We start from the raw sequence: 22,908 nt of genomic DNA, 5'->3' as shown, positions 1-22,908 counted from the left end.
CGGCATCAAGATACCGCGGTACCACCCAAATTGCCCGCCGCCTGCGCGGCAAGCCACTTGAACGCCCTTAACGCGGGCCAACGAGAGCGGCTACTGCTGTTCCCCGCCCCTGCTCCAAAGCGACAGCGCTCCGCCCGCCCGCACCGGCTCCCACCTGCCCCGGCTCTCTTTCACGGACGTCCCGGCCCGGCCTGTGCCCGCGGCACAGCGGCCCGTTCTGCGGAACGCACTCTTTTTCACAGCATTTACCTATGATGGATTATAGCCGCTTTTGCGCGGTTTGTCAACGGGCGGCGCCTTTCACCCGAGGCTCACGCCCATGCGGCGCGCCACCGTGAGCATGTCGCAGGTCTCGGGCACCAGCTTCGTCTTGCCCGCAATGTCCTTGAGCGCGTTCTCCGTCACGATATTGTTCTTCATGGCGACGGCCACGCCGTAGTGGTCGGCCTCCACCAGCTTTGCCGCATAGGTGCCGAACTCGGTGGCCAGAACACGGTCGTATGCCGAAGGGCTGCCGCCGCGCTGCATGTGTCCGGGCACGCATACCCGGGTCTCAAAGCCCGTCGCTTCCTCGATCTGCCTTGCAATGCGGTTCGTGGCCGTGCGCTCGCCCGCAGCGGCCCGCGCCGCCGCCCGCTCCTTTTTCTTCATGGCCGCTTCGCCCACATCGTATACGCCCTCCGCCACAGCCAGGATGGAAAACGTCTTGCCCTGCTCGCTGCGCTTCTGGATGGCGGCGCAAACATTCTCGATATTGTAAGGCAGCTCGGGGATGAGGATGATATCCGCGCCGCCGGCGATGCCGGAATACAGCGTCAGCCATCCCGCTTTGTTGCCCATGATCTCGATGACCATGCAGCGGCGGTGGCTGGAGGCCGTTGTATGGATGCGGTCGATGACTTCCGTGGCAATATCCACAGCCGTGTGGAAGCCGAAGGTCACGTCGGTGCCGTAAATATCGTTGTCGATGGTCTTGGGCAGGCCGATGATGTTCAGGCCCTCCTCGCTGAGCAGGTTGGCCGTTTTATGCGTGCCGTTTCCGCCCAGGCACAGCAGGCAGTCCAGCTTCGCATCCTTATACGTTTTTTTCATGGCGGCGACTTTGTCGACCTTGTCGTCCTCCACGACGGTCATCATTTTAAACGGCGTGCGCTTGGTGCCAAGGATCGTGCCGCCCACCGTCAAAATGCCGGAAAATTCATACTGCTGCATTTCGCGCCATTCGCCCTTGATGAGGCCGTCGTAGCCGTTCTGAATGCCGACGATCTCCACCTCATCGCCGAAACGCTGGTACAGCGCCTTGGCCGCGCCGCGGATGGTGGCGTTCAGGCCGGGACAGTCCCCGCCGGAGGTAAGGATACCCACACGTTTTTTCATCGAAAAACCTTCTTTCTCTCAACCGTTCACGCCCGCCGCCGGGCGGCGCGTTATTTTGTCAGCCTGCGCGCCACGAACAGGAACACGCACGCCCCCACCACCGAAACAATGATGTTCGCAAACAGGCTGTGCGCCGAAAAGCCCAGCAGGCCGAACAGCAGCCCGCCCACACACGAACCGATGACGCCGACGGCGATGTTCCGCACAAGGCTCCCGCCGCCGCCCATTATTTTGCTTGCCAGCCAGCCGGCCACCGCGCCGACGAGCAGCGTTGAAAGAATTGCCCAGAGCATTTTTATCTTCCCCTTCCAAAGGCGCATCCATGCGGCGCCCCTGCCGATTTTGTTTCTGTTTTCAGTATAGGATTTTCCCACCCGGTTGTCAAACCGGCAGCACCGCCAGCAGCAGCGTCATGATGGTGATGCTCAGCACCATGCTGATGGAATTGATGACGGCAGCCACCGTGCCGTCGCAGCCGTTTTCAATGGTGATCATCGGGGCGCAGCTCGCCACCGGCGCAAACAGCATCACCACCAGCGTGCGTGCCACTTCCCGCGGAACCGGCAGCCAAAGCCACAAAACCACAGCCGCCAGTGCGCACACCGTGTACCGCCCGGCCAGGACCCGGGCCACCGTGGCGCGGCCTTCCCGCGGGAACCGCACCTCAAACAGAATGCCGATGCACAGCATGGCAAGAAAGGAGTTTGCATTGCCCGCCATCACGGCCACGTTCATCACAAAACCCGGCAGCTCCCAGTGCAGCAGGCTCAGGGCGACCATCGCCACATACACAAGAAAAGTGGGCGTGGTGAAAAGCTTTTTCAACACTGAACCGAGCCCCGCGCCCCTGCCCTTCCCGCCGCCCATGGCGCGCTGGGCCACGGCCGCGTTGGGCCCATACGTAAAAATCGCAGCGCCCACGTCAAACATGCACATAGCGGCAAAGGATTCCGAGCTCACCACGCCCGATAAAAACGGGATGGCAAAATTTCCGCAGTTGAATGTGTTGGTGTTCAGGATCGTCGTTCCCCGTTCCACTGCCGGACGCCCGCGGGAAAGCACCGCACCCGTGCAAACCAGCATCAGGCTCACCAAAAAGGAAAACACGAACGTGAGCAGCAGCACGCCGCTCAGCTCCACGCCTGCAAAGCCCTTGACGATAGCGGCCGGCAGCGTGATGTTCATAATGACCGCAGAGAGGAACCGCGCGTCCTGCACGCGGAACAGCCCCGCTCTTTTTAACAAATATCCTCCCGCCAACACAGCCAGATAGACCCCGCTGTTGGAAAGGCTGGCCCACAGGTCCATATACCGATGCCCCAATCCCGTTCAGGCGCCTGCGCGCAGGCGCCTTTGCTGTTTTTTCAGTATACCATGACGCCGCGAAGCGGCCTCAACAAAACCGCACCTGCTGCGGTTTTGCATGGTTCAATGTTCTCAAGCCCGTGCGCGAAAGCGCATCAGCGCACGAAGTGCGCGCGGCCGCGCAAGCGGCGGGCTTGAGGTTATTATACCACGCGCCCAAAGCCGGGTACACGGCAAATCTTGCGCAAGGGGATTTTATTTCGTGTGGATTTTCTTAAAAAAAGGTGTTGACATCGGGCGAATTTCTTCGTATAATAATAAAGCACTTCGGCGATACGCCGTGAATGCAATGCGGAATTGTGTAATGGTAGCACCTGCGACTCTGACTCGCATTGTGAGGGTTCGAATCCTTCTTCCGCAACCAAACGGCAGCATCTGCTGCCGTTTTCTTTCGGGGTATAGCGCAGTTGGTAGCGCGCTGCGTTCGGGACGCAGAGGCCTTGAGTTCAAATCTCAATACTCCGACCATTCGGAAAACCGCACCAGACAGCCAAAAACGGCTTAGTGGTGCGGTTTTTTCGCATCCTATGCGTTGTTCCTTCTCCGTCTTTCCTGCCGTTTACACTTTATTGAGGCTCCCTTGCAGGCCGGATACAGACGATCCCTCTTCCATTTCCCTTACAATAAAAAGACCGCCGCGGAGCAGCTCCGCGGCGGTCTTTCATTTTCAGTGAGTTTTTTGTGGTTTCATTGGGCGAATGAGCCACAGAGCATGAATCACTTGCTGCTCTGTGCCGTCTCCTCAACAGGCTGCTTCACAGCCTCGCCGTTCTTGCCCTCGAAGTCGCGGCCCCAACCCGTGGCTACCGCCACCACCATAACGGCGAACAGCGTGAAGCCGTAAAGCGTGCCGCCGGCCACAGCCACAGGCGACAGGCCCGTGAGAGCGGAGCCAATGAACACGAACACGGAAAGGAACGGCACGATGGCCGGCAGGCTGTTGGCAACTGCATCCAGCAGATTCGCGCGGCGGTAGGGGTGGATGCCCTTCGCCTTGCCCACCTCGTTCAGCACCGGGCCAAACGTGAGGATGGATGCGCTGGTCACGCCGCCGAAGATGAGCGTGGTGAGCGAGATGCCAATAACGCTCGCCACCTCGGCGCCGCGCGGCGTGCGGGCCAGCTTGCTGCCCAGGATCTTCTCAACAAGATAGCCCAGCATGCCCGCATCTGTAAGGACGCCCATGATGCCGAACACCGAGATCACGAGGCCAACCGTGCCCAGCATGCCGGCAACGCCCGTTACAAGGAAGCCTGTGGCGGCGCTGTTCTCCGGGTCGTTTGCAAAGACGGCGGAGGGCGGGAAAAGCCCGCAGGCAAGGCCCGTCACAAGGCCCAGCGAGAGGCCCACCAGAATGCCAAGGAAGATGTTGCGCGATTTCGTGGCCACAACGAGCATCACGACGACCGGGATGAGCATAACGAGGCTGACGGGGTTTGAAAGCGCCTCAATCGCGCCGCCCTCGTATGTGCCGCCGATGCCGCCCAGGATGGCAAAGAGCACCAGCGCGATGCTGCCCGCCACGATGGAATACTTAAAGCGCGTTTTCACACAACCGCCCACATCGGCTGGACGCCCGTCGCGGAACTGCTGCGTAGAGGCGCTGGCGATGGTCGTGTCCGAGATGGGGGCGAGGTTGTCACCGAAAATGGCGCCCGAGACGATGGCGCCCGCCAGGAACATGGGGCTGCCGCCCAGGATGATGCCCGCGGGATAGAAGATGGGGAATGCTGTGAACATGGTGCCGATGGACGAGCCGGTTGCCGTGGAAACGATACAGGTTGCAAAGAACACAAACGCCACGAACAGGCCGCCCTGGATGCCCACGGAGTTCGCCAGCCATACGAACCCACCGGACAGGCCGCTCTCCTTCATCAGCGCGGAGAACATGCCGATGACGAAAAAGATAACGATAACGGAAACCGAGGAGATGGAGGAGATGCCGCGGATGGCAGAATCCCAGAATTTCGTGTAGCTCTTGCAGAATATGCCGCCGATGAGGAGCGCCACGAAGCCGCCCATGGCCAGCGCCTCCATGTTGAACGCCTTGAACACCACGAACAGGATGATGCAGAAGGCGAAGAAGATCGCCACCGGCACCAGCGACATAAACATGCCGCCTCTGAATTCAAGCTTGTTGTTTTCGTCTTTCAATGGTCTTCCTTCCTTTCCTTACATTTGATACCCTTCCGGCCCTGCGGCCGGCCCTTGCCTATGCAATGCCCTTTTCCTTCGCCAGCCGTGTGAGCGCTACCTTGATGCGCTCAAAGCGCACGACCGCATCCTCATCGCTGGCGAAGCAGGCCGTCACGATGCGCAGCCAGCCCTCGCCCTGCGCGCCGTAGGGCGTGCCCTGGTTCACCATGATTTTCGCATGCTCCATGATGTAATCGGCCACCTCGGCGCTCGTGCCCAGCCGGCTGATATTGAGCCAGGACAGGATGCCGCTCTCGCTCATCTTCATCTCCACGCCGGGTGCTGTGGAGAGGATGTCGTATGCCAGACGGCGGCGGCGCTCGAGGCGCTCATAATTGCTTCGCATATGCTCCTTGTCCTTGATGGCCGCGATGGCGCCCAGCGAGCTGAGGGTGCACGCTGCGCCCAGCACGTTCACCGCGCCGCCGTACAGCACATCCATGATCTTGTCGCACGCATAGATATAGCCGATGCGGAAGCCGGACAGCCCGATGCCCTTGGAAATGGAGCATACTGTGAGCGTGCGCTCCCACATGCCGGGCAGCGTGCACGGCGCCACGAATTCGATGCCGTCGTAGATGTGGTCTTCAAACGCCTGGTCGCACACCAGCACCAGATCGTTGTCGATGATGAAGCGGCACAGCGCCTCGATGCTCTCGCGCCGGTACACCGTAGTGGTGGGATTGTTGGGGTGCGTGAGCAGCACCATCTTCGTGCGCGGCGTGAGGCGTTTTTCAAATTCCTCGATGCGCACCTGGTAATTGTCCTCGGGGTACAGCGGCACGGGCACCGTCTTGCCGCCCAGCAGCTTCGGGTTGAGGAAATTGCTGGGATAGCTGGGGTCCGGCACCATCACCTCGTCCCCCTCCGAGATGAACGGCATCATGGCGTACAAAAGCCCGCTGTCCGAGCCCGGCGTCACGATGACATTGCGGCTGGGGTCGATGGAAAGGCCCGTCCGCTCCGAGATATGCTCCGCCAGCGCCTCGCGCAGCTCGTAGATGCCGATGGGCATGCCGTAATGGGCCGGGAACCCCCCGTCGATCGCCTCGTGCATCGCCTTTTTCACAGACTCCGGGATGGCCGGGTCCGGGAAGAAGGGGTCCGCCCAGGCCATGATGTCGCCGCCTGCCTTCATAAAGTTGCCGGCGCCCTCGCCCACGTCTGCCTTCGTCACTTCCAGGAACAGGCCGCCCTGCAGGTCGCGGAAGCGCCCGTTCATTTTTGCCTTGATATCCATCGCTTGCCTCTCCTTTCGCTCTTATATAGATCGTTTTGTCTTTCAGCGCACCGCCGCAATGGCCTCCACTTCTACGAGCACACCTTTGGGCAGCTGTTTCACCGCCACGCAGGAGCGTGCCGGGCAGCCTGTGAAATAGGCCGCATACAGCTCGTTGAAGGGCGCGAAGTCCGCCATATCCGCCAGAAAGCATGTCGTCTTGAGCACTGTATCCAGCGCCGCACCGGATGCTTCCAGCACGGCCTTGAGGTTTTCAAGCACCTGCTTTGCCTGCGCTGTGATATCTTCCCCCACGACGGCGCCCGTCGCCGGGTCCAGCGGGATCTGGCCGGAGGTGAACACCAGCCCCCCCTGCTTCATCGCCTGCGAATAAGGGCCGATTGCGGCCGGGGCCTTTTCCGTGTGAATTTTTTCCATATGCTTTTCTTCCTTTCTTCGCTTTTGGCCGCGCGCCCGAAGCCCGCAGCATTTTTCTGCTTCCATGTTAGCACTAAAATATTTTTTATTCAATTGAACGATTAACTAAATTTTATTTCATTTTATCGGTAATACCGCCCAATAAAAGACGGCGTGCGCTCCGGGAGCGCACGCCGTCTTTGACTATGTTGTTTATCAGTATAACACTAAATTATTTTTCATTCAAACGGAAATTTGCATAGATATTTTTTATTGCACAGCAATAAAAAATATCTGAAGGGACGCAGGGCCGAAAAAACAGCCTGCGGCTATTTTTGCTCCGCAATAAAAAGCCTTGCTCTAAGCGTCCTCCTCCTGGCGGACGTTGCGCAGGTGCAGGTACACCGTATTGGGCGAAATATCCAGCGCCTGGGCCGTGAGCGGGACGGAATCCTTTATCTTAAAGATATTCCAGCGGTGCAAAAGCGCCACGATCTCCCGGTTCTTGTTTGACGGCAGAATGCTTCCGTCCGCCATCACCTGTGCGCGCGCCTGCTCCACAGACTGCACCACCAGCTCCCGCGTGTTCTCAGCGAAGGTCTCCGTCACCGCAGGGCTCTGCTGTGCGGGAGCGCACAGCGAATCCAGAAGATGCGAAAGCGGCGTGTTGAGGTAAAAATTGATGCACAGCAGCCCGATGATACGCCCGCCCACGCCGCGGATGGCGATGGTGGCAGCCTTGAGCGGCTCTCCCTTTTTGTTCCTGGAAAAATAGGAGATATAGCCCGGCCGGTTCTCGTTCTCTATCCGCGAGAGCATGGAGAGCGCGAGATCCGTGATGGGCGCGCCCGTCGTGCGGCCCGTGTGGTGGCCGTTGATGATCTTCACCACCGAGTGCTCCACATCCTCGAGGCTGTGCAGCACGATCTCATATCCGCCGCCCAGATAGTCCGCAAGGCCTTCCACCAGCGTAACACAGGAGCTGAGGATGCGGTGGTCCTCGTCTGTGAAGGGCACATTGTATTCAGACACGGGGCTCCCTCCTAAAATCAAAATGTATCACCCCCACCGCCATGCGCCGCGCAGGGGTGATGCTGTTCCTATTTTACCAAGCGCGCGGCTGTTGTGCAAGCGGGCGCAGCACGAAGTTTTTTTTAAACCTTGCATTTGCGCCCCGTATCCGCTATCATTAACAGTGTCGCAGGCCGAGCGCGAGGCTACTCGTGCACTGGCATACATTTTCATTTCAGAGGAGTATCAGTTTTATGGCAGAATTCAAATATGAGATCACAGAACGCATCGCGGTGCTGTCCCAGAGCCCCAACGGCTGGGAACGGCAGCTCAATATGGTGAGCTGGAACGACCGCGAGCCCAAATACGACATCCGCGACTGGGCGCCCGACAACAGCAAAATGGGCAAGGGCATCAGCCTCACCCACGACGAGCTGGCCATTCTGAAGGGCATCCTGAACGATCTTGAGATCTGACGGTATGGATTACAAAGCAGAGTTTATCCGTATTTTTTCCGAAAATGTCTCCCGCCCCGGCGCGCAGCAGCTGCTGGACTGGCTGGCGACCACGGATTTTTATACGGCTCCGGCCTCCACGCGTTTTCACGGCGCGTGCGAATGCGGCCTTGTGATGCACAGCATCAACGTGTATAACGTGCTGATGTCCCGCTTTTACACGGAAGAGGACAACAAGGAGAGTTTCACCCTCGTTTCTCTGCTGCACGACCTGTGCAAGGCCAATTACTACAAATCGGGGTTCCGCAACGTAAAGAACGACGCCACCGGACAATGGGAAAAGGTTCCCTCTTACAGCGTGCAGGACGCTTTTCCGTTCGGTCACGGGGAGAAGAGTGTTTATCTCATCGAGCGTTTCATCCGCCTGAAGCCCGTGGAGGCCATCGCCATCCGCTGGCACATGGGCGGCTTCGACGACGCGGTGCGCGGCGGCAGCTACGCCATCAGCAATGCGTTCGACGAATACCCGCTGGCTGTCAAGCTTCATCTGGCAGACCTGGAGGCCACTTACCTGGTAGAGAAGGGCACCAGCAGCGTCAACCGCCGCTGAGCCCTGTTGCCTTATGAATCCCAAAAGGCCGCGTGCCCTTGTGAAAGGGCACGCGGCCTTTTTACTGCCTCAAAACATGAAAACCATCCTGAAGGCTGTCTTATCCTCCGGATTCCTCAGACCAATCAGCGTCCCAGCAGCGCCAGCAGCTTTTCCTTGGGCACAAGGCCCACGCTGCGGTTTTTTTCCTGGCCGTTTTCAAACAGCACCACCGTCGGGATGCTCATAACGCCGAAGCGCTGGGCAAGGCCCGGTTCTTCGTCGATGTTCACCTTGCAGACCTTTACATCCGTCTGCTCTGCCGCAAGCTGGTCGATGACCGGCGCCAGCATACGGCACGGACCGCACCAGCTCGCCCAGAAATCCACCAGCACCGGGCCGGAAGCCTTTGCCACCTGTTCTTCAAAATCCTGTGTTTTCACATTTACCGCCATAATCTTATCTCCTTTTGTGTTATCGCCCGCTGTGCGGCGCTTTCACCGCCGGCGGGATTGGTTTCTTTTTCCTTAATAATACTATACCATTTTAGTATAAAATATGCAAGTCCTATTTCTGTTCCCAGGCACGGCTCTTTTCATAGTTTGCGCCGGCCCCTATGGAAATAGTCACGGCGGCGCATCTGTTTATGCGGCCGGAAAACAGCCCCGGCTGCTTTTGTTGTTGAAGGAGCCCCTCGAACGTAAAATAAACCGCACCTGCGTACGCGCCGCCGAAAGATATGCGGCTGCGCGCGGCAGATGCGGTCTTAGGCAACACCGCACAATTCACGGCTGATGCCTTAAGCGTCACCTCGCTTGCAGATTTTCCGGCAACTGTCACAAAAATGCTCGCGAATACACAAAGTATTCGCGAGCATTTTTGTTTAACCTGCCAAAAAATCTGCCGGCGCGATTCGACACTTAGAATTGTGCGGTGTTGCCCTTATTTTAAGGCTTCGGCCCGGACGGCCTTACGGTTCCTGCCCTCCGTTGAGCAGCGCGTTCAAATTGGCCAGCAGGTCGTCCGACAGCGCGGACCCCTGCTTTTGCTGGCCGCGCGGCGCAGTGAACACCGGAGGTTTCGCGGCAGCTCCCACAGACGGTGCAGAAGGCTCCTGCGCGCGCTGCATTTCCGGCTTCTTCTGCCCGGATACAGGCGCCGCCGGGGAAGCCTCCCCCTTCCGGGCCGCTGAAGCAGCGGCCGCTTCTCCCGCATCCGCCTTACTTCCCATCGGAGGGATGGGCGCGGAATAAGGGATGATCACAGGCTCTTCGGTGCGCGCGGGCGCAGGCTGCGCCTGCGGCGTGCCCGCCACCGCCGCGGCGGACGGCCTGGCATAGGGTCCCGACAACGGAACGCTGGGCGCGATCGGCGTGGGCTGCGGCACATAGGGCTGTTTCGCCTCCGTCCCACGCGGCGGCGGGGGCGGCGGCGTGTTCAAAATGCGGGCCGCCTCCGCGTCCGGTTCGATATAGGGCGCGGTATGGGGCGTATAGGGGTCAAACGGGGCAAACGGCATGGCACGCGGTGCATGCGGTTTTCCAAACGGGATCTGTGAGCCGGATTCCGGCGGCTCCTTCGGCGGCACCTGCGGGATCTCCACCTTCTGCACCACGGGCTGCGCCGGCGCTTCCGGAATATCATAAGGCGCATTGCCCGGCGCACCGCCGCGAGCCGCGTGCTGGACCGCGTCGTATTGCTCCTCCAGGACGGCGGGCCTGTCTCCCTGAGGCGTTACGTTGCGCCCCGGCAGCGGCCTGCCATTCGTTGCGCGGTAGCGTGGGCGGGAGGCTTCAAAGGCCGGCGGCTGCAGCTCCTGCTGCGGTTCCTCTGCCGCGGGCGGCACAGAGGACGGCATGGGCGCCATGGGCTGCTGGACTGCAGCGTGCCGTCCGGCGGCCGCTGTCTGCGGGAGATCCGCCTCTCTCGCCTGCACAACGGCCGCTCCTCCGTCACGCCCCAGGGCGGGCGCTCGGTCAAACCGGTCGTCCCTCCGGGATGCATACAAAGGATAACCGCCCTCCGGCGCGGCCGCATAAGGCGCGCGATGGTCCGGGCCGCAGCGGCGCGCGTACTCCTGTTCCCGCAGCGCTTCATCGTAGCGTATGCGGCGCAGGGCCTCCTGACGAAGCCGTTCCTCTTCATAAAAACGGTCGCGCAGTTCATCTTCATAGCGCACGCGGCGCAGAGCGCTGTAATAGGCGTCTTCTTCCCTGCGGGCGCGCACATATCGGTCGTATTCGCTGTCCGGCGCAAAAGCGGGAACCGCCCCGTCCCGAACGCTCCGCCCCTCCCGTACAGGGTACGCCGCATGCTCCTGCACAGCGTATTCACGGGCCGGAGCGGGCTCCTGCGGCGCTGGGGGCGCTGCCGGTTGGGCCGGCTGCGGCTGTGCGGCGGGCGCATTTTCAGGGAAACGCTCCACCTGCGCGCCAAGCGAGGACAGGCTGCGCTCGGTATTGCCCAGCGCGGCGGTGATGCCGTCGGTGGCTTTCTGCAGATCGCCCGTCGCCGCCAGTATCTTGGCGTCCACCGCCGCAAGCTGCGCCTTCAGCACAGCGATGCTGGCCGCAATGCCGTCGGCGGACTCCGCCAGCCCCGCCTTCGCTTTACTCTTTTCCACCTTTGCTTGGGCCACAATGGCTGCGGCGTCCTCTTTCGCCTTTTCAATGTGCGCCGTCGCCTGAGCGTCAGCCGCGCGCAGAATGTCCCGCGCCTTGAGCTGCGCCTGCTGCAGCAGGGCCTGGTCGCCGCTGCTTCCCGAAGCGGACGCGTTCTGCCCGGTCGGCAGCGGCGCGCCGCGGCGTGTCAAAGCGCGCGTCAGATCGTCCACCGTTTCGCTCAGCCGCGCATTGTCGCTTTTCAGCGCGGCGTTTTCCTGCTCCCGGGCAAAGAGGCGGCTGCGCACCGCGGCGATCTCGTCGTTGGCCTTGTCCACCTCTGTGCGCAGCGCGGCAGCCTCTGCCACCGCGTCCTCCGCACGTTTTTTCTGGTTCTCCAGCTCGTTGAATACCTGCTTTGCCTTCTGCGCCAGTGTGCTTCCCTGCCGGCGCACGCCTGTCAGGTCTTTTTGGAGCGCGGCGATGGTGTCCTCCAGCGCCCGCGCTTTCTCCGCGTTTGCCGCGGAGATGCGCTCGATGTAAGACAGCACCTCCACCCGGTTAAAGCCGAAAAGCTCGGTATGAAATTCCGTCTCCGGGCCGGCGCCCGTCATGCCGTCCTGCTGTTTTTCCTCCAGTGTCTGCACACGCGCGCCTCCTTTCGTCTGTGCTGCGGCCGGGGCGCACGCAGCGCCATTCAGCCAAAAAAGCGGGGCTTAACGCCCCGCTTTTCCCAAGGTTGCTCAGTTGTTTCCGCGGTTGTTCAGCAGGCCGAGGATATCGTCGAAATAGCTGTTGTCGTCTTCCTCCACCGCGGGGGCGGGCTGCACCGGCTGCGTGGGAGCAACGGGCTGCACCGGCTGCGCCGGGGCCACGGGCGCAGTATCGTTCTTGAACGCTACCTGCACCTTGCCGCCGAACGTGGCCGCATTCTGCGGCACGTCCATGGGGTCGCTGCCCACAAGGCCCGCGTCAAAGCCTGTGGCGATGACGGTAATGCTCATCTCATCCTTCAGGTTCTCGTCGAACGCGGCGCCCCAGATGATGTTCGCTTCGGGGTGTGCGGAATTGGTGATGAGGCTGGCGGCCTTTTCCACATCGTCCAGGCCGATGTCCGGCGAGGAGGTGATGTTGATGATAACGCCGCGCGCGCCGGAGATGCTCGTCTCCAAAAGCGGGCTGGAAATGGCCGCGTTGGCCGCGTCCTCCGCCTTGTTCACGCCCTTGGCGGAACCAACGCCCATGTGCGCGTAACCCGCGTCCTTCATGATGCTGCGCACGTCCGCGAAGTCCAGGTTGATGAAGGCCGCCACATTGATCAGCGAGGAGATGCTCTCCACGCCCTGGCGCAGCACATTGTCGGCCGCTTCAAAAGCGTTCAGCAGCGTGATCTTTTCCTGGCTGATGAGCTTCAGGCGCTCGTTGGGGATGACGATGAGGGAATCCACACGCTCCAGCAGGCCGGCGATGCCGATCTCGGCCATGTTCATTTTGCGCTTGCCTTCAAAGGCAAAGGGCTTCGTGACGATGCCCACGGTAAGAATGCCAAGCTCCTTGGCCACTTCGGCCACCACAGGCGCGGCGCCCGTGCCCGTGCCGCCGCCCATACCGGCGGTGATGAAGGCCATCTGCGCGCCCTTGAGGGCGGTGGCGATCTCGTCGCGGCTCTCCTCCGCGCTGCGCTGGCCGATCTCGGGGTCGGCGCCCGCGCCGCGTCCCTTCGTCAGCTTCGCGCCAAGCTGCACCTTCTGTGTGGCTTTGGAGGCAAACAGCGCCTGCTGATCGGTATTCATGCTGATAAATTCAACACCGCGCAGGCCGCTTTGCACCATGCGGTTGACAGCGTTTCCGCCGCCGCCGCCCACGCCGATGACCTTGATGTTCGTTATATTCTGCAGTTCTTCATCGAGGATAAATGCCACGAGAATTCCCCCTAAAGACAATTTTGTACTATACACTAAGTATTAGGATACCAGATTTCAGATTTGATTTCAATAGCCATTCCAAGATTATGTAAAAATAAAGTATATATAGTCGGTTACGCCCGGTGCTCTCACAGCACGCCCGCGCGCCAGCGGGCGCGGCCAAGGCCGTCCTCCCCGCGGGAGCTCACGTCCAGAGTGCCCCGCTCTTCCTCGCCCAGGCTGTCGCTGGTCTGGCCGGGGGTCACCATTTCCCACGCCCATTTGATTTTATAATCCAGGTCGTTGGTGGTGCCCAGCACGATGCGGATGCGGTCCTGATACAGAAAGCTCAGTTCCAGCGTGTTCGTCAGGTCCACCTCGCTGATGGGGCCAAGCCCCTGCGCCTGCGCCTTGGAAAGCACGGTCTGCAGGACGGACAGCTTGTCCTCCTCGGTAAACTTCACCGGCTGGCCCGGCGCGGGCGCGTCGGCCTGCGCGCCGTCGATGCGCACAAGCCCCGCGGGCGCCTCGGCATCCACACGCAGCACCTTGTAGCTTTGGCTCAGAACCGCCCAGCCCGCCGCGCTCTCCACGGTGTAGGTCTCCACCGCGGGCGTAGCTGTGATGACCACGGTGTCCGGCAGGCGGCGCTTGATCTCCACGCTCTCCAGATACGGCAGCGCCGCGGCGATGGCCTGCTGCGCCTCCGCCGTATTGAACCCGAACAGGTTTTCCCCCGCCGGCTGGCCGAAAGCCGCGACGATCTGGCTGTCGTCGTAGGCCAGCTGCCCGTCGGGAGATTCGACGGTGACTGTCTCGATCTTAAACAGCACGGCCGCCGAGATCAGGAACCCGGCCGCCAGCAGCACGGCGATCAGCACGCCCGCCAGAATGCCGCGCCGGACGCGGCGGCGGCGCGCTTCGCCCGGTGTGAGGGGGCGGGGCGGACGCTTTTTCCTCCGCTTTTTCCGGGCCTTTCCGCTTTTCCCCGGCGGCGGCCCGCCCGGCGTGCGGGCCGGGCCGGGCGAAGCGCTGTTTGCGCGGGGTTGGCGGGGCCTGTCCGCGCTCTGGTCGTACACGCCCGGGCGCGGCTTCAGCTCCGCCTCCTGTTCCGGCAGAGCGCGCCAGCGCGGCTCTTCCCGCTGAGGCGTACGGCGCACGTCCTGCTGCGGGCGCCGTTGTGCCTCGGCCTGTGCCTGGGAACGCGGCGGCCGGCCGTATATTTCCTCCCGGCCGCGGGCCTGCGAGCCCCCGTCGCGAGGCTGCCGCGGCTCCGGAATGCCCGCGTTGTTTCCGGCGGCCGGCGCGGTTCCCCGCCCCTGCTGCGGGGCCTGCGGCGCCGTATTCACGAACGGAGCCGCAGGACGGGCCGGGGAACCGGCGGGCACGCCGGAGGACGCCCCTGCCGATTTGTTATAATCGTACACGACTCGCCCGCCCGCGGGCTTGCGCGGCTGCCTGGGCACATCCGCATCGTATGTATACACGGGCCGCTGCGGCGCCTGGCGGCGCGGCTGCGGTTCGTTTTTTGGATAAACGGGTTTCTGCGGCGGCGTGCTGCGTGCCAAAACGCGCCACTCCTTTCTCATCAACGTCTTTGCGGCCCGGCGCCGCATGCAGCGGGAGCTCTTTTTGTTTCACCTGCCCCTGCCGCCGCACGGCCGTGCGGATGCGGACCGGCCGGCCCTTCTCCCCCGGCCCGGAGTTTTCTATTATCATAGCACGGTCCCGGCATTCCGGCAACCGCGCCCGCACGGTTCACCCCAGCTGCGCGTGATGCGCGCCCCCAGCGGTGCAAGCAGCGCCGCAATGTCCTCGTAGCCGCGGCTGATATGCTCCGCGCCCATGACGCGGGTGCTGCCCTGTGCCTGCAGCGCGGCGATGACCAGCGCCGCCCCGCCGCGCAGGTCGGGCGCTTCCACGTCCGCTCCGTTCAGCAGGTCCATGCCGTGGACATGCAGCGTCCGGCCGCAAACATTCACGCTGGCACCCAGCCGCAAAAAGCCTTCGGCGCAGGCAAAACGGTTTTCAAAAATCGTGTCCGTCACACGGCTTTCCCCCTGCGCCCGCAGCAGCGCCGCCGCCATCAGGGGTGCCGCGTCCGTTGGGAACGATGGATACACGCCCGTATCCCACCCTCCCGCGGCGCGCAGAGCGCCCGAGCTTGCCAGCGCCACAGAGCTGTCCCCCGAGACCGACACCATGCATCCGGCCCTGCGCAGGATGCGCAGCACCTCGGCCAGATGGGCGTTGCAGGTATTGGTGAGCAGCACCTCGCCGCCGCAGCCCGCCACAGCGCACAGCACGGTGGCCGCGGTAATGCGGTCCGGGCAGACGGCATGCTGCGTGCCCATCAGCAGCTCCCGGCCGCGGATGTGCAGCACCCGCGTGCCGACGCCTGTGATATCCGCGCCCGCGCCCTGCAAAAAGCGCACCAGATCCGTCACCTCCGGCTCCACGGCCGCGCCGCGCAGCACCGTCTCTCCTCTGGCTGCGGCCGCCGCCATGAGAAGCGTCTCGGTGGCGCCCACACTGGGGAAGCGCAGGCAGATATCCGCGCCCGCAAGGCCGTCCGGGGCAGTGACCTCCAGCGCGCCGCCGTCCTTCTCCGTGATATGCGCCCCCATCTTCTCAAGGCCGGAAAGATGCATATCAATGGGCCGCGCGCCCAGGCGGCAGCCGCCGGGCGTATAGATGTCCGCGCGGCCCGTGCGGGCCAGCAGCGGCGCCAGATAGAACAGCGAGGAGCGCATCGCGCGCATCAGCGGCTCCGGCACTGCGCTGCCCGGAAATTCCGGCGGCGTAATGACGGCGCGCCCATTCTCCAGCAGGACCTTGCAGCCCACGCTTTGCAGGATGCGCGCCGAAGCCTCCACGTCGGACAGATGCGGCACGTCCGTGAGCGTCACCGTGCCGCGGCACAGCACCGACGCCGCCATGATGGGCAGCACACTGTTCTTTGCGCCGGGTATCCGCACCTCTCCAAAAAGGCCGCTGCCTCCGCTGATCGTCAAAATTTCCATATCCCGCACCCCGTTTCGTAGAATGGAGCCCAGTGTCCCAGACTGTAACCCATCCTATGCAAACAGGGCCGTTTGTGTTAAAAGCGCGCCGTTTACGCTGTGGTTTTCATCAATTGGTCCAGATTTTCGCAGATCTTATCCAGCGAATCCGGCTGGGCCAGCGCACGCGCTTTCGCCCCCATGAGCATCAATTCCGCAGGGTCCTTCGTCAGCTTGTCGACGATGCCGATGAGCTTCTCGCCCGTCAGCTCCTTTTCCTCAACCACAACGGCCGCGCCCAGCTTCTGCAGCTGCATGGCGTTGTGGTACTGGTGGTTTTCCGCCACGTTGGGCGACGGGATGAGCACCGAGGCGCGCCCCACGGCCGCGATCTCCGCCAGCGTCAGCGCGCCCGCCCGGCTGATGACCAGGTCCGCCGCGGCCAGCATCTCCGGCATGTTGTCGATGTACTCCCGGATGATGAACTTCGGGCTGTGGTCGATGCCCAGCCGCGCGGCAAGGGCTGCAAAATCCGCTTTTTCAATGCTGCCCGTCGCATGCACATGAAGGAAATCACGCTGCGCGATCTCCCATTTTGCCAAATCGGCCACGCGTTCGCCCAGCACCTGCGCGCCCAGGCTGCCGCCGAAGGAGATGATGACGGCCTGCCCCTCCTTCGCGCCCAGCGCGCGGCGTGCGGCGGGACGGTCCTGCCGGAACATCTCCTCCCGCACCGGGTTGCCCGTAACGACCGTCTTGTCCGGCGCGCCCAGACGCTGCACGGCGTCGGGCATGGCCGCGAACACCAGGTCCACCTGCTTTGCCAGGATCTTGTTGGTCACGCCGGGGAAAGCGTTCTGCTCGTGAATGGCCGTGCGGATGCCCCTGCGGGCCGCGGCCTGCACCACCGGCCCGCTGACGTACCCGCCCGCACCGATGACAAGGTCCGGCTTTACCTCCCGCAGGATGGCGCCGGCGCGCGGGCCGCTCAGCGCCAGGTGCCAAAGGGCAACCAGGTTCCGCGCGATGTTCTTCGGCGTCAGGCGGCGCTGGATGCCGTTCACCTCGATGGGATGGAACGCATAACCCGCCTTGGAGACAAGGCCGTACTCCATTCCCTTCTGCCGTCCGGCGAAGTGTATCTCCGCGTCCGGATGGCGTTTTTTCAGCGCGCCCGCAATGGCGAGCGCCGGGTTGATGTGTCCGGCTGTGCCGCCGGCGGCGATCAATACACGCATAGGTACCTCCTGCTTTCGCGCAATACCGCACGGTTCCAGGCGCCGGGCCGCGCCGGAAAACTTTTCACCGGCGGTCTGCCCCCCGCTCAAAAAATAAAAATGCAGACGCGCGGCCCTGCCGCGCGCCGCTATACCTTCTCCGCGCCGCCCTGGCGGGAGACCGAAAGCACAACGCCCATCTCGCCCAGCAGCATCAGCAGGGACGTGCCTCCGTAGGAAAAAAACGGCAGGCTGATGCCCGTGTTCGGAATGGTCTTCGTCACCACGGCGATATTCAGCACCGCCTGCAGCGTCACCTGCACGATAACGCCCACCACCAGCATGGAGCCGAATTTGTCTTTTGCGTGCCACGCCACATAAATGCCCCGCAGCAAAAGCGCCACAAAAAGGAAAATCACCAGCAGCGCGCCGATAAAGCCCAGCTCTTCACAGATGACGGAGAAAATAAAGTCGTTCTGCGGCTCGGGCAGGTACAGGTGTTTCTGCTTGGAGTTGCCGATGCCAAGGCCCGTCAGCCCGCCCGAGCCGATGGCGTACATGCTCTGGATGATCTGGTGGCCGTCGCCCTGGGCGTCCAGCCACGGGTTCTGCCAGCTTTCGATGCGGCTCATGGCGTAGGGCACAAGGTCCGGCACCAGCACAACGGCGCCCGCCACGCCCGCCACAACGCCCGCGATGGCAAGGCCGAACCACACAAGCCCCGTGCCGCCCACAAACATCATCAGTCCCCCGATGCCCAAAATGAGCACCGTGCCCGAAAGATGCGGCTCCAGCAGCATCAGCCCCGCGATCACGCCGAGGATGACGACGAAGGGCAGCACGCCGTAGGCAAAGGTCTTCATGCGCTTATGGTTGATGGAAATGATGTGCGCGAACAGCACGATGACCGCGAACTTCGCCACCTCCGAGGGCTGCAGATTGCCGCCGATGGGCAGGAATATCCACCGCTTCGCGCCGTTCAGCTCCGGCATGAAGAGCACGACGATGAGCAGTACGACCGTGACGGCCATGATGGGCCACGCAAATTTGTGGAAGATGTGGTAATCCACGTGGGACGCGACGAACATCACGACCACGCCCACCGCGGCGAACAGCGCCTGCTGGCGGATGAAGTGGAAGCTGTCGCCCTTGAAGCGGTAATACGCCGTGGCATAGCTGGCGCTGAACAGCATCACCAGCCCGAACACCACCAGCGTCAGCACGATGATGGCCAGCGGCCAGTCCAGCGGCGGCTGGCTGAGCAGCCGGATGCGGGCCTCGGACTTGCGTTTTAACTTTTTGGCTGCTTCTGGCATCGGGAACCTCCGAAGATACAAAATTGCCCGCGCCGGCCGCATCGGCACAGGCTGCTTATTGGGGAATCAGGATACGTAGACAAAAATACCGCCCAGCACCACGCCCACCAGCGTGATGAAGCTGAACACGGAGACGATCTTCACCTCGCTCCACCCGCACATTTCAAAGTGGTGGTGGATGGGGCTCATTTTAAAAATACGCTTGCCGTGGGTCAGCTTGAAATATGTTACCTGCAGCATCACGCTGAACGCCTCGATCAGGTAGATAACACCCATGAAAAGGAGCAGCTCCGGCCGGCCGATGCCGTAAGCCACGGCCACCACCGCGCCCCCCAGGAACATACTGCCCGTATCGCCCATAAACGTTTTGGCCGGGTAAAAGTTCCACGCAAGGAAGCCCGCGCAGCCGCCCGCCACGGCCGCGGCAAACAGCGCCATGGTAGTGTTTCCCAAAAGGCTGGCGATAAACATGAAGCCCATCATTACAACAAAGGTGACGCTGGACGCCAGCCCGTCGATGCCGTCCGTCAGGTTGACGGCGTTCACCATGCCGATGATGAGGAGGAACGAGAGGACGTAAAAGAACCAGCCGAAGTCCACCGCGCCCAGCAGCGGCAGCGTCACGATGGTGGACAGCGTTCCGTTGAGATACAGCGAGGAAAGGTACGCCCCGGTGATGAGCACCTGCGCCACGATCTTATAGCGCGCCATCAGGCCCAGGTTGCGCTTTTTCACCACCTTGATATAGTCGTCCACAAAGCCCACCAGGCCGAAGGCGTAAGCCGTCAGCACGCCGATGAACAGCGAGACGCTGGTGCCGGAAAGCCAGCCCCCCAGCAGGCTGGGCACGCTGAGCGCCAGAACCGTATAGCCCAGCACCACGCCCACAAGGACACCCAGGTAAAACGTCAAACCGCCCATGGTAGGCGTGCCGTTTTTGCCCTGGTGCCAGGTGGGGCCGATCTCCTTGATGGTCTGGCCGAAGTGAAGCCTGCGCAGCGCGGGGATGATCAGCAGGCCGGAGGCCGCTGTGATCGCCAGCGCGCCGAAGGCCGCCGCCATAAGGGCATATTTTTCCATAATTTACACGCTCCCGGTAATTTTTGCGCGGCCGCGCCGCGTCCCGGCCCGATGCGCACGGTCTTTCCGCTGGGCACCCGGCTTTCTTTTATTTTCAGGCAATGCCGCACAATCCCAGGTGTTGAATCGCGCCGGCAGATTTTTTTGGCAGTTTAAACAAAAAACGCAGCGAATACTTTGCGCATTTGCGAGGCTTTTTGTGACAACTGCCGGAAAATATGCAAGCGGGGCGACACTTAAGGCGTCAGCCATGAATTGTGCGGTGCTGCCTTTAATCCCTGGGCACGGCTTTGTAAAACCCGTCCAGAATCGTCTCGAACGCCATGCCGTGGCTGGCCTTCACCAAAACCGCGTCGCCCGGGCGGCAGTACGCCGTAAGGCGGGCCAGCGCTTCGTCCTTGTCCCTGCAATGCACCGCGTTCGCGCCCAGTGCGGCGGCGCTGTCGCGGCCGGTCCGCATGGCCCCGCCCACGGTCAGCAGCAGGTCCACACCGCAGCGCGCCGCCAGCGCGCCCACCTCGGCGTGAGCCTGCCGGGTGATGGCGCCCAGCTCGAACATATCGCCCAGCACCGCGACCCTCCGTCCCCGGACAGGATATTCCTTCAGCGTCAGCAGCGCGGCGCGCATGCTGTCGGGGTTCGCGTTGTAGCAGTCCTCGATGACCGTCACGCCGCCGTGCTCCACCACATGCTGGCGGTGGCCCGTCGTTTGATAATTCGCCAGCGCCGCGGCCGCAGCGGCCGGTGCAAGGCCCAGGCGCGTGGCCAGCGCATAAGCCGAAAGCGCGTTGCGCACATTGTGCAGGCCCATGGCCGGGATATACGCGGGCAGGCTTCCGTGCGCCTTGTCCGCGATGGTGAACCGCGTGCCCTCCGCCCCGGAAACGATATCCAGCGCCCGCACGTCCGCGTCCGGGTTTTCAACGGCGAACAGCACCTTCTCAAGGTCCGGCCGGACGGCCGCGCCGGGCAGATAATCGTCGTCGCCGTTCACCACCAGCGGCGCGCCCTGCGGCAGCCCCTCGCAGATCTCCAGCTTTGCCCTGAGGATATTTTCCCGCGTGCCCAGCTGCTCCAGATGGGAGCGCCCGATGCAGGTGATGACAGCGCCCGCAGGCTTTGCCGCCAGCGTCAGCTTCCGGATCTCGCCCAGGCCCTGCATGCCCATCTCCACCACGGCGTACTCCACGCTTTTGTCCAGGCGGAACAGCGTGTTCGGCATGCCGATCTCGTTGTTCTGGTTCCCCTGTGTCCTGAGCGTTTTGCCGAAAGCCGAAAATACCGCGTAACAGAACTCTTTTGTCGTCGTTTTGCCCACGCTGCCCGTCACGCCCGCCAGCAGCGGGCTGTACAGCGCGCGGTAGTTCGCGCCCAGCCGGATCATCGCATCCAGCGCGTCCGGCACCTGCACGCATTTCTCCGGCGGCACGCCCGGCACCGGGCGCTGCACCACAACGCCCGCCGCTCCGGCCTCCAGCGCCCGGAGCGCGTAATCGTGGCCGTCCACGCGCTCGCCCCGGATGCACACGAACAGGCTCCCCGGCCCGGCCTCCCGGCTGTCCGTCACCACCGACGCGATCTCCGGGTCCCCTGCCAGGGCGCCCAGCCCCCGCAGCAGCACACTCGACAAAACAGGCTGCATATACAATCCTCCATGCTCTGAATACTCGCCGGGCGGCGTCAGGCTTTGTCCAGCCCTTTGCGCTCCAGCCACTCGCGGACGATCCTGTGTTCGTCCAGGTAAAGGGTCACCCCGTCGATGACCTGGTAATCCTCGTGGCCCTTTCCGCACAGCGCCAGCACATCGCCCGGGCGCAGCATATCCAGCGCCCGGTTCACAGCCGTGCGCCGCTCCACCTCCACGATGTACGGCTTGCCCGAAGCGGCCAGCACCGGCTCGGCGTCCTTTATTATAGCACAAGGATCTTCCTTGCGGGGATTATCCGACGTTAAAACTGCAAAATCAGCATATTTCACCACGGCTTCGCTCATCAGCGGGCGTTTTTTTGCATCGCGCTCGCCCGCGCAGCCATACAGCACCACCAGCCGCCCCTCCACGAAAGGCGCAACGCCCGCGAGCACCTTTTCAATGGCGTCGCCCGTGTGGGCATAGTCGCACAGGATGGTGAACGCGCCGTGATACAGCACCTCGCACCGGCCGCGCACCCCGCGGGAGGCCGAAAGCGCGGCCGCGGCGTCCCGCGCGGGGATGCCCAGCGCAATGGCCGCGGCGGCCGCCGCCAGCGCGTTGTGCACCGAGTAATCCCCGGGCATGGGGAAATCGATGCGCTGGATGAAGCCGCGGCCCACCATCTCGAACTTCACGCCCGAGGCCGAGAGCCGGATGTTGCGGGCGGTGTAATCCGCCGCGTCGTCGCCTGCGGAAAAGGTGATGCGCTCCGGCCCCTGCACCTCGTCCAGCAGGCGGCGGCCGTAGCTGTCGTCCAGGTTCACCACCATGTGCTTCACCTGGCTGAACAGGCTTTTCTTCGCGGCGAAATAGTTTTCAAAGGTCTTGTGATAATCCAGATGATCCTGCGTCAGGTTCGTGAACACGCCCACCTCAAAGGTAAGGCCCCACAGCCGCAGCTGGTCCAGCGCCTGGCTGCTGGCTTCCATTACCGCGAACGTGCAGCCCGCCAGCACCATGCGGCTGAACAGCGCGTTCAGGTCCCACGGCTCGGGCGTGGTATATTTTGCGGGCACGTCCATGGCGTCGATCTCGGTGTGGATGGTGCCAATGAGCCCCGCTTTGCAGCCCGCCTGCTCCAGCGTCTGCTTGATGAGCGTGGTGACGGTGGTTTTTCCGTTGGTGCCCGTGACGGCCACCAGCCGCAGCTTTTCGGCGGGACGGCCGAAAAAATTCTGGCACAGCTGCGCGTATGCCTTGCGGCCGGAGGCCACCTGCACCTCGCCGGGCAGGCCCAGCGGACGCTCGGTGACGATGCACACGGCGCCCGCCTCCAGCGCCTTGCGCGCGTGGTCGTGCCCGTCGGTCGTCATGCCCCTGGCGCACACGAACACCGCGCCCGGGCAGGCCCGGCGGGAATCCTGCGTAACGAGCACCGCCTCGCCCTGCGGCAGCGTGCCGGTATACGGCACGCCGCTGAACAATACCTGTAACTCCATGGATGCACTCCCCTTTCGTGCCGCGCCGCGC

The 22,908-nt window shown here is 62.6% G+C and carries 19 protein-coding genes and 2 tRNA genes; 4 read left to right on the top strand and 17 right to left on the bottom strand.

The window, feature by feature from the left end:
- Positions 1-300: 300 nt before the first annotated feature.
- The 3 genes from TQ39_RS16560 to TQ39_RS16550 form a co-directional block, all read right to left on the bottom strand.
- Positions 301-1,377: a 6-phosphofructokinase gene (locus tag TQ39_RS16560; RefSeq protein ID WP_009324355.1), complete on the bottom strand. Its 1,077-nt coding sequence runs from the start codon at positions 1,375-1,377 to the stop codon at positions 301-303.
- Positions 1,378-1,427: 50 nt separating this feature from the next.
- Positions 1,428-1,670 (bottom strand): GlsB/YeaQ/YmgE family stress response membrane protein, encoded by a 243-nt coding sequence (locus tag TQ39_RS16555; RefSeq protein ID WP_040910165.1) that lies wholly within the window; start codon positions 1,668-1,670, stop codon positions 1,428-1,430.
- An 88-nt stretch (positions 1,671-1,758) separates the two neighbouring features.
- A complete protein-coding gene (locus tag TQ39_RS16550; RefSeq protein WP_050006352.1) occupies positions 1,759-2,685 on the bottom strand; it encodes an AEC family transporter in 927 nt (308 codons plus the stop codon).
- Positions 2,686-3,032: 347 nt separating this feature from the next.
- Between TQ39_RS16550 and TQ39_RS16545 the strand changes: the two genes are divergently transcribed.
- Positions 3,033-3,106: transfer RNA gene (locus TQ39_RS16545), tRNA-Gln, on the top strand.
- Between the two features lie 28 nt (positions 3,107-3,134).
- Positions 3,135-3,210, top strand: a tRNA-Pro gene (locus TQ39_RS16540).
- Positions 3,211-3,459: 249 nt separating this feature from the next.
- Here TQ39_RS16540 and TQ39_RS16535 read toward each other — a convergent pair.
- From TQ39_RS16535 to TQ39_RS16520, 4 genes are all read right to left on the bottom strand, one after another.
- Complete coding sequence (locus tag TQ39_RS16535; protein ID WP_009324352.1) at positions 3,460-4,896, bottom strand: Na+/H+ antiporter NhaC family protein; 1,437 nt, start codon at positions 4,894-4,896, stop codon at positions 3,460-3,462.
- 58 nt (positions 4,897-4,954) lie between these two features.
- Entirely contained in the window at positions 4,955-6,178 is a 1,224-nt protein-coding gene (locus tag TQ39_RS16530; protein WP_050006351.1) for a pyridoxal phosphate-dependent aminotransferase, read from the bottom strand.
- Positions 6,179-6,220: 42 nt separating this feature from the next.
- Complete coding sequence (locus tag TQ39_RS16525) at positions 6,221-6,595, bottom strand: RidA family protein (RefSeq protein WP_050006350.1); 375 nt, start codon at positions 6,593-6,595, stop codon at positions 6,221-6,223.
- Between the two features lie 339 nt (positions 6,596-6,934).
- The gene (locus TQ39_RS16520) at positions 6,935-7,606 is read right to left on the bottom strand and encodes a helix-turn-helix transcriptional regulator (RefSeq protein ID WP_009324349.1); all 672 of its coding nucleotides are present in this window, start codon (positions 7,604-7,606) and stop codon (positions 6,935-6,937) included.
- A 233-nt stretch (positions 7,607-7,839) separates the two neighbouring features.
- On the opposite strand from TQ39_RS16520, the gene TQ39_RS16515 reads away from it, so the two are divergent.
- Positions 7,840-8,061, top strand: a complete 222-nt coding sequence (locus TQ39_RS16515) for a YdbC family protein (RefSeq protein WP_009324348.1) — start codon at positions 7,840-7,842, stop codon at positions 8,059-8,061.
- Positions 8,062-8,065: 4 nt separating this feature from the next.
- On the top strand, positions 8,066-8,650 hold the full coding sequence (locus TQ39_RS16510) for a hypothetical protein (RefSeq protein ID WP_009324347.1): 585 nt from the start codon (positions 8,066-8,068) through the stop codon (positions 8,648-8,650).
- 125 nt (positions 8,651-8,775) lie between these two features.
- On the opposite strand, the gene trxA is transcribed toward TQ39_RS16510, so the two are convergent.
- From trxA to TQ39_RS16450, 10 genes are all read right to left on the bottom strand, one after another.
- Positions 8,776-9,084, bottom strand: a complete 309-nt coding sequence (trxA, locus tag TQ39_RS16505) for a thioredoxin (RefSeq protein ID WP_009324346.1) — start codon at positions 9,082-9,084, stop codon at positions 8,776-8,778.
- Between the two features lie 515 nt (positions 9,085-9,599).
- Positions 9,600-11,876: a coiled-coil domain-containing protein gene (locus tag TQ39_RS16495; protein ID WP_050006348.1), complete on the bottom strand. Its 2,277-nt coding sequence runs from the start codon at positions 11,874-11,876 to the stop codon at positions 9,600-9,602.
- Between the two features lie 96 nt (positions 11,877-11,972).
- Entirely contained in the window at positions 11,973-13,151 is a 1,179-nt protein-coding gene (gene ftsZ, locus TQ39_RS16490) for a cell division protein FtsZ (RefSeq protein WP_050006347.1), read from the bottom strand.
- Between the two features lie 131 nt (positions 13,152-13,282).
- A complete protein-coding gene (locus TQ39_RS16485; RefSeq protein WP_156146379.1) occupies positions 13,283-14,701 on the bottom strand; it encodes an FtsQ-type POTRA domain-containing protein in 1,419 nt (472 codons plus the stop codon).
- A gap of 147 nt (positions 14,702-14,848) precedes the next feature.
- The gene (murA, locus tag TQ39_RS16480) at positions 14,849-16,156 is read right to left on the bottom strand and encodes a UDP-N-acetylglucosamine 1-carboxyvinyltransferase (RefSeq protein ID WP_050006345.1); all 1,308 of its coding nucleotides are present in this window, start codon (positions 16,154-16,156) and stop codon (positions 14,849-14,851) included.
- A 92-nt stretch (positions 16,157-16,248) separates the two neighbouring features.
- Complete coding sequence (gene murG / locus TQ39_RS16475; RefSeq protein WP_009324341.1) at positions 16,249-17,373, bottom strand: undecaprenyldiphospho-muramoylpentapeptide beta-N-acetylglucosaminyltransferase; 1,125 nt, start codon at positions 17,371-17,373, stop codon at positions 16,249-16,251.
- A gap of 128 nt (positions 17,374-17,501) precedes the next feature.
- Entirely contained in the window at positions 17,502-18,668 is a 1,167-nt protein-coding gene (gene ftsW / locus TQ39_RS16470; RefSeq protein ID WP_050006344.1) for a putative lipid II flippase FtsW, read from the bottom strand.
- A gap of 66 nt (positions 18,669-18,734) precedes the next feature.
- Complete coding sequence (gene mraY, locus TQ39_RS16465) at positions 18,735-19,748, bottom strand: phospho-N-acetylmuramoyl-pentapeptide-transferase (RefSeq protein ID WP_009324339.1); 1,014 nt, start codon at positions 19,746-19,748, stop codon at positions 18,735-18,737.
- 271 nt (positions 19,749-20,019) lie between these two features.
- Positions 20,020-21,390 (bottom strand): UDP-N-acetylmuramoyl-tripeptide--D-alanyl-D-alanine ligase, encoded by a 1,371-nt coding sequence (locus TQ39_RS16455; RefSeq protein ID WP_009324338.1) that lies wholly within the window; start codon positions 21,388-21,390, stop codon positions 20,020-20,022.
- A 38-nt stretch (positions 21,391-21,428) separates the two neighbouring features.
- Positions 21,429-22,877, bottom strand: a complete 1,449-nt coding sequence (locus TQ39_RS16450; protein ID WP_050006342.1) for a UDP-N-acetylmuramoyl-L-alanyl-D-glutamate--2,6-diaminopimelate ligase — start codon at positions 22,875-22,877, stop codon at positions 21,429-21,431.
- Positions 22,878-22,908 lie beyond the last annotated feature (31 nt).

The sequence above is a fragment of the Ruthenibacterium lactatiformans genome, assembly GCF_000949455.1.
Taxonomy (GTDB): Bacteria; Bacillota; Clostridia; order Oscillospirales; family Ruminococcaceae; genus Ruthenibacterium; species Ruthenibacterium lactatiformans.
The sequence above is the reverse complement of the archived record's forward strand: the minus strand, read 5'-3'. Positions and strand labels throughout refer to the sequence as shown.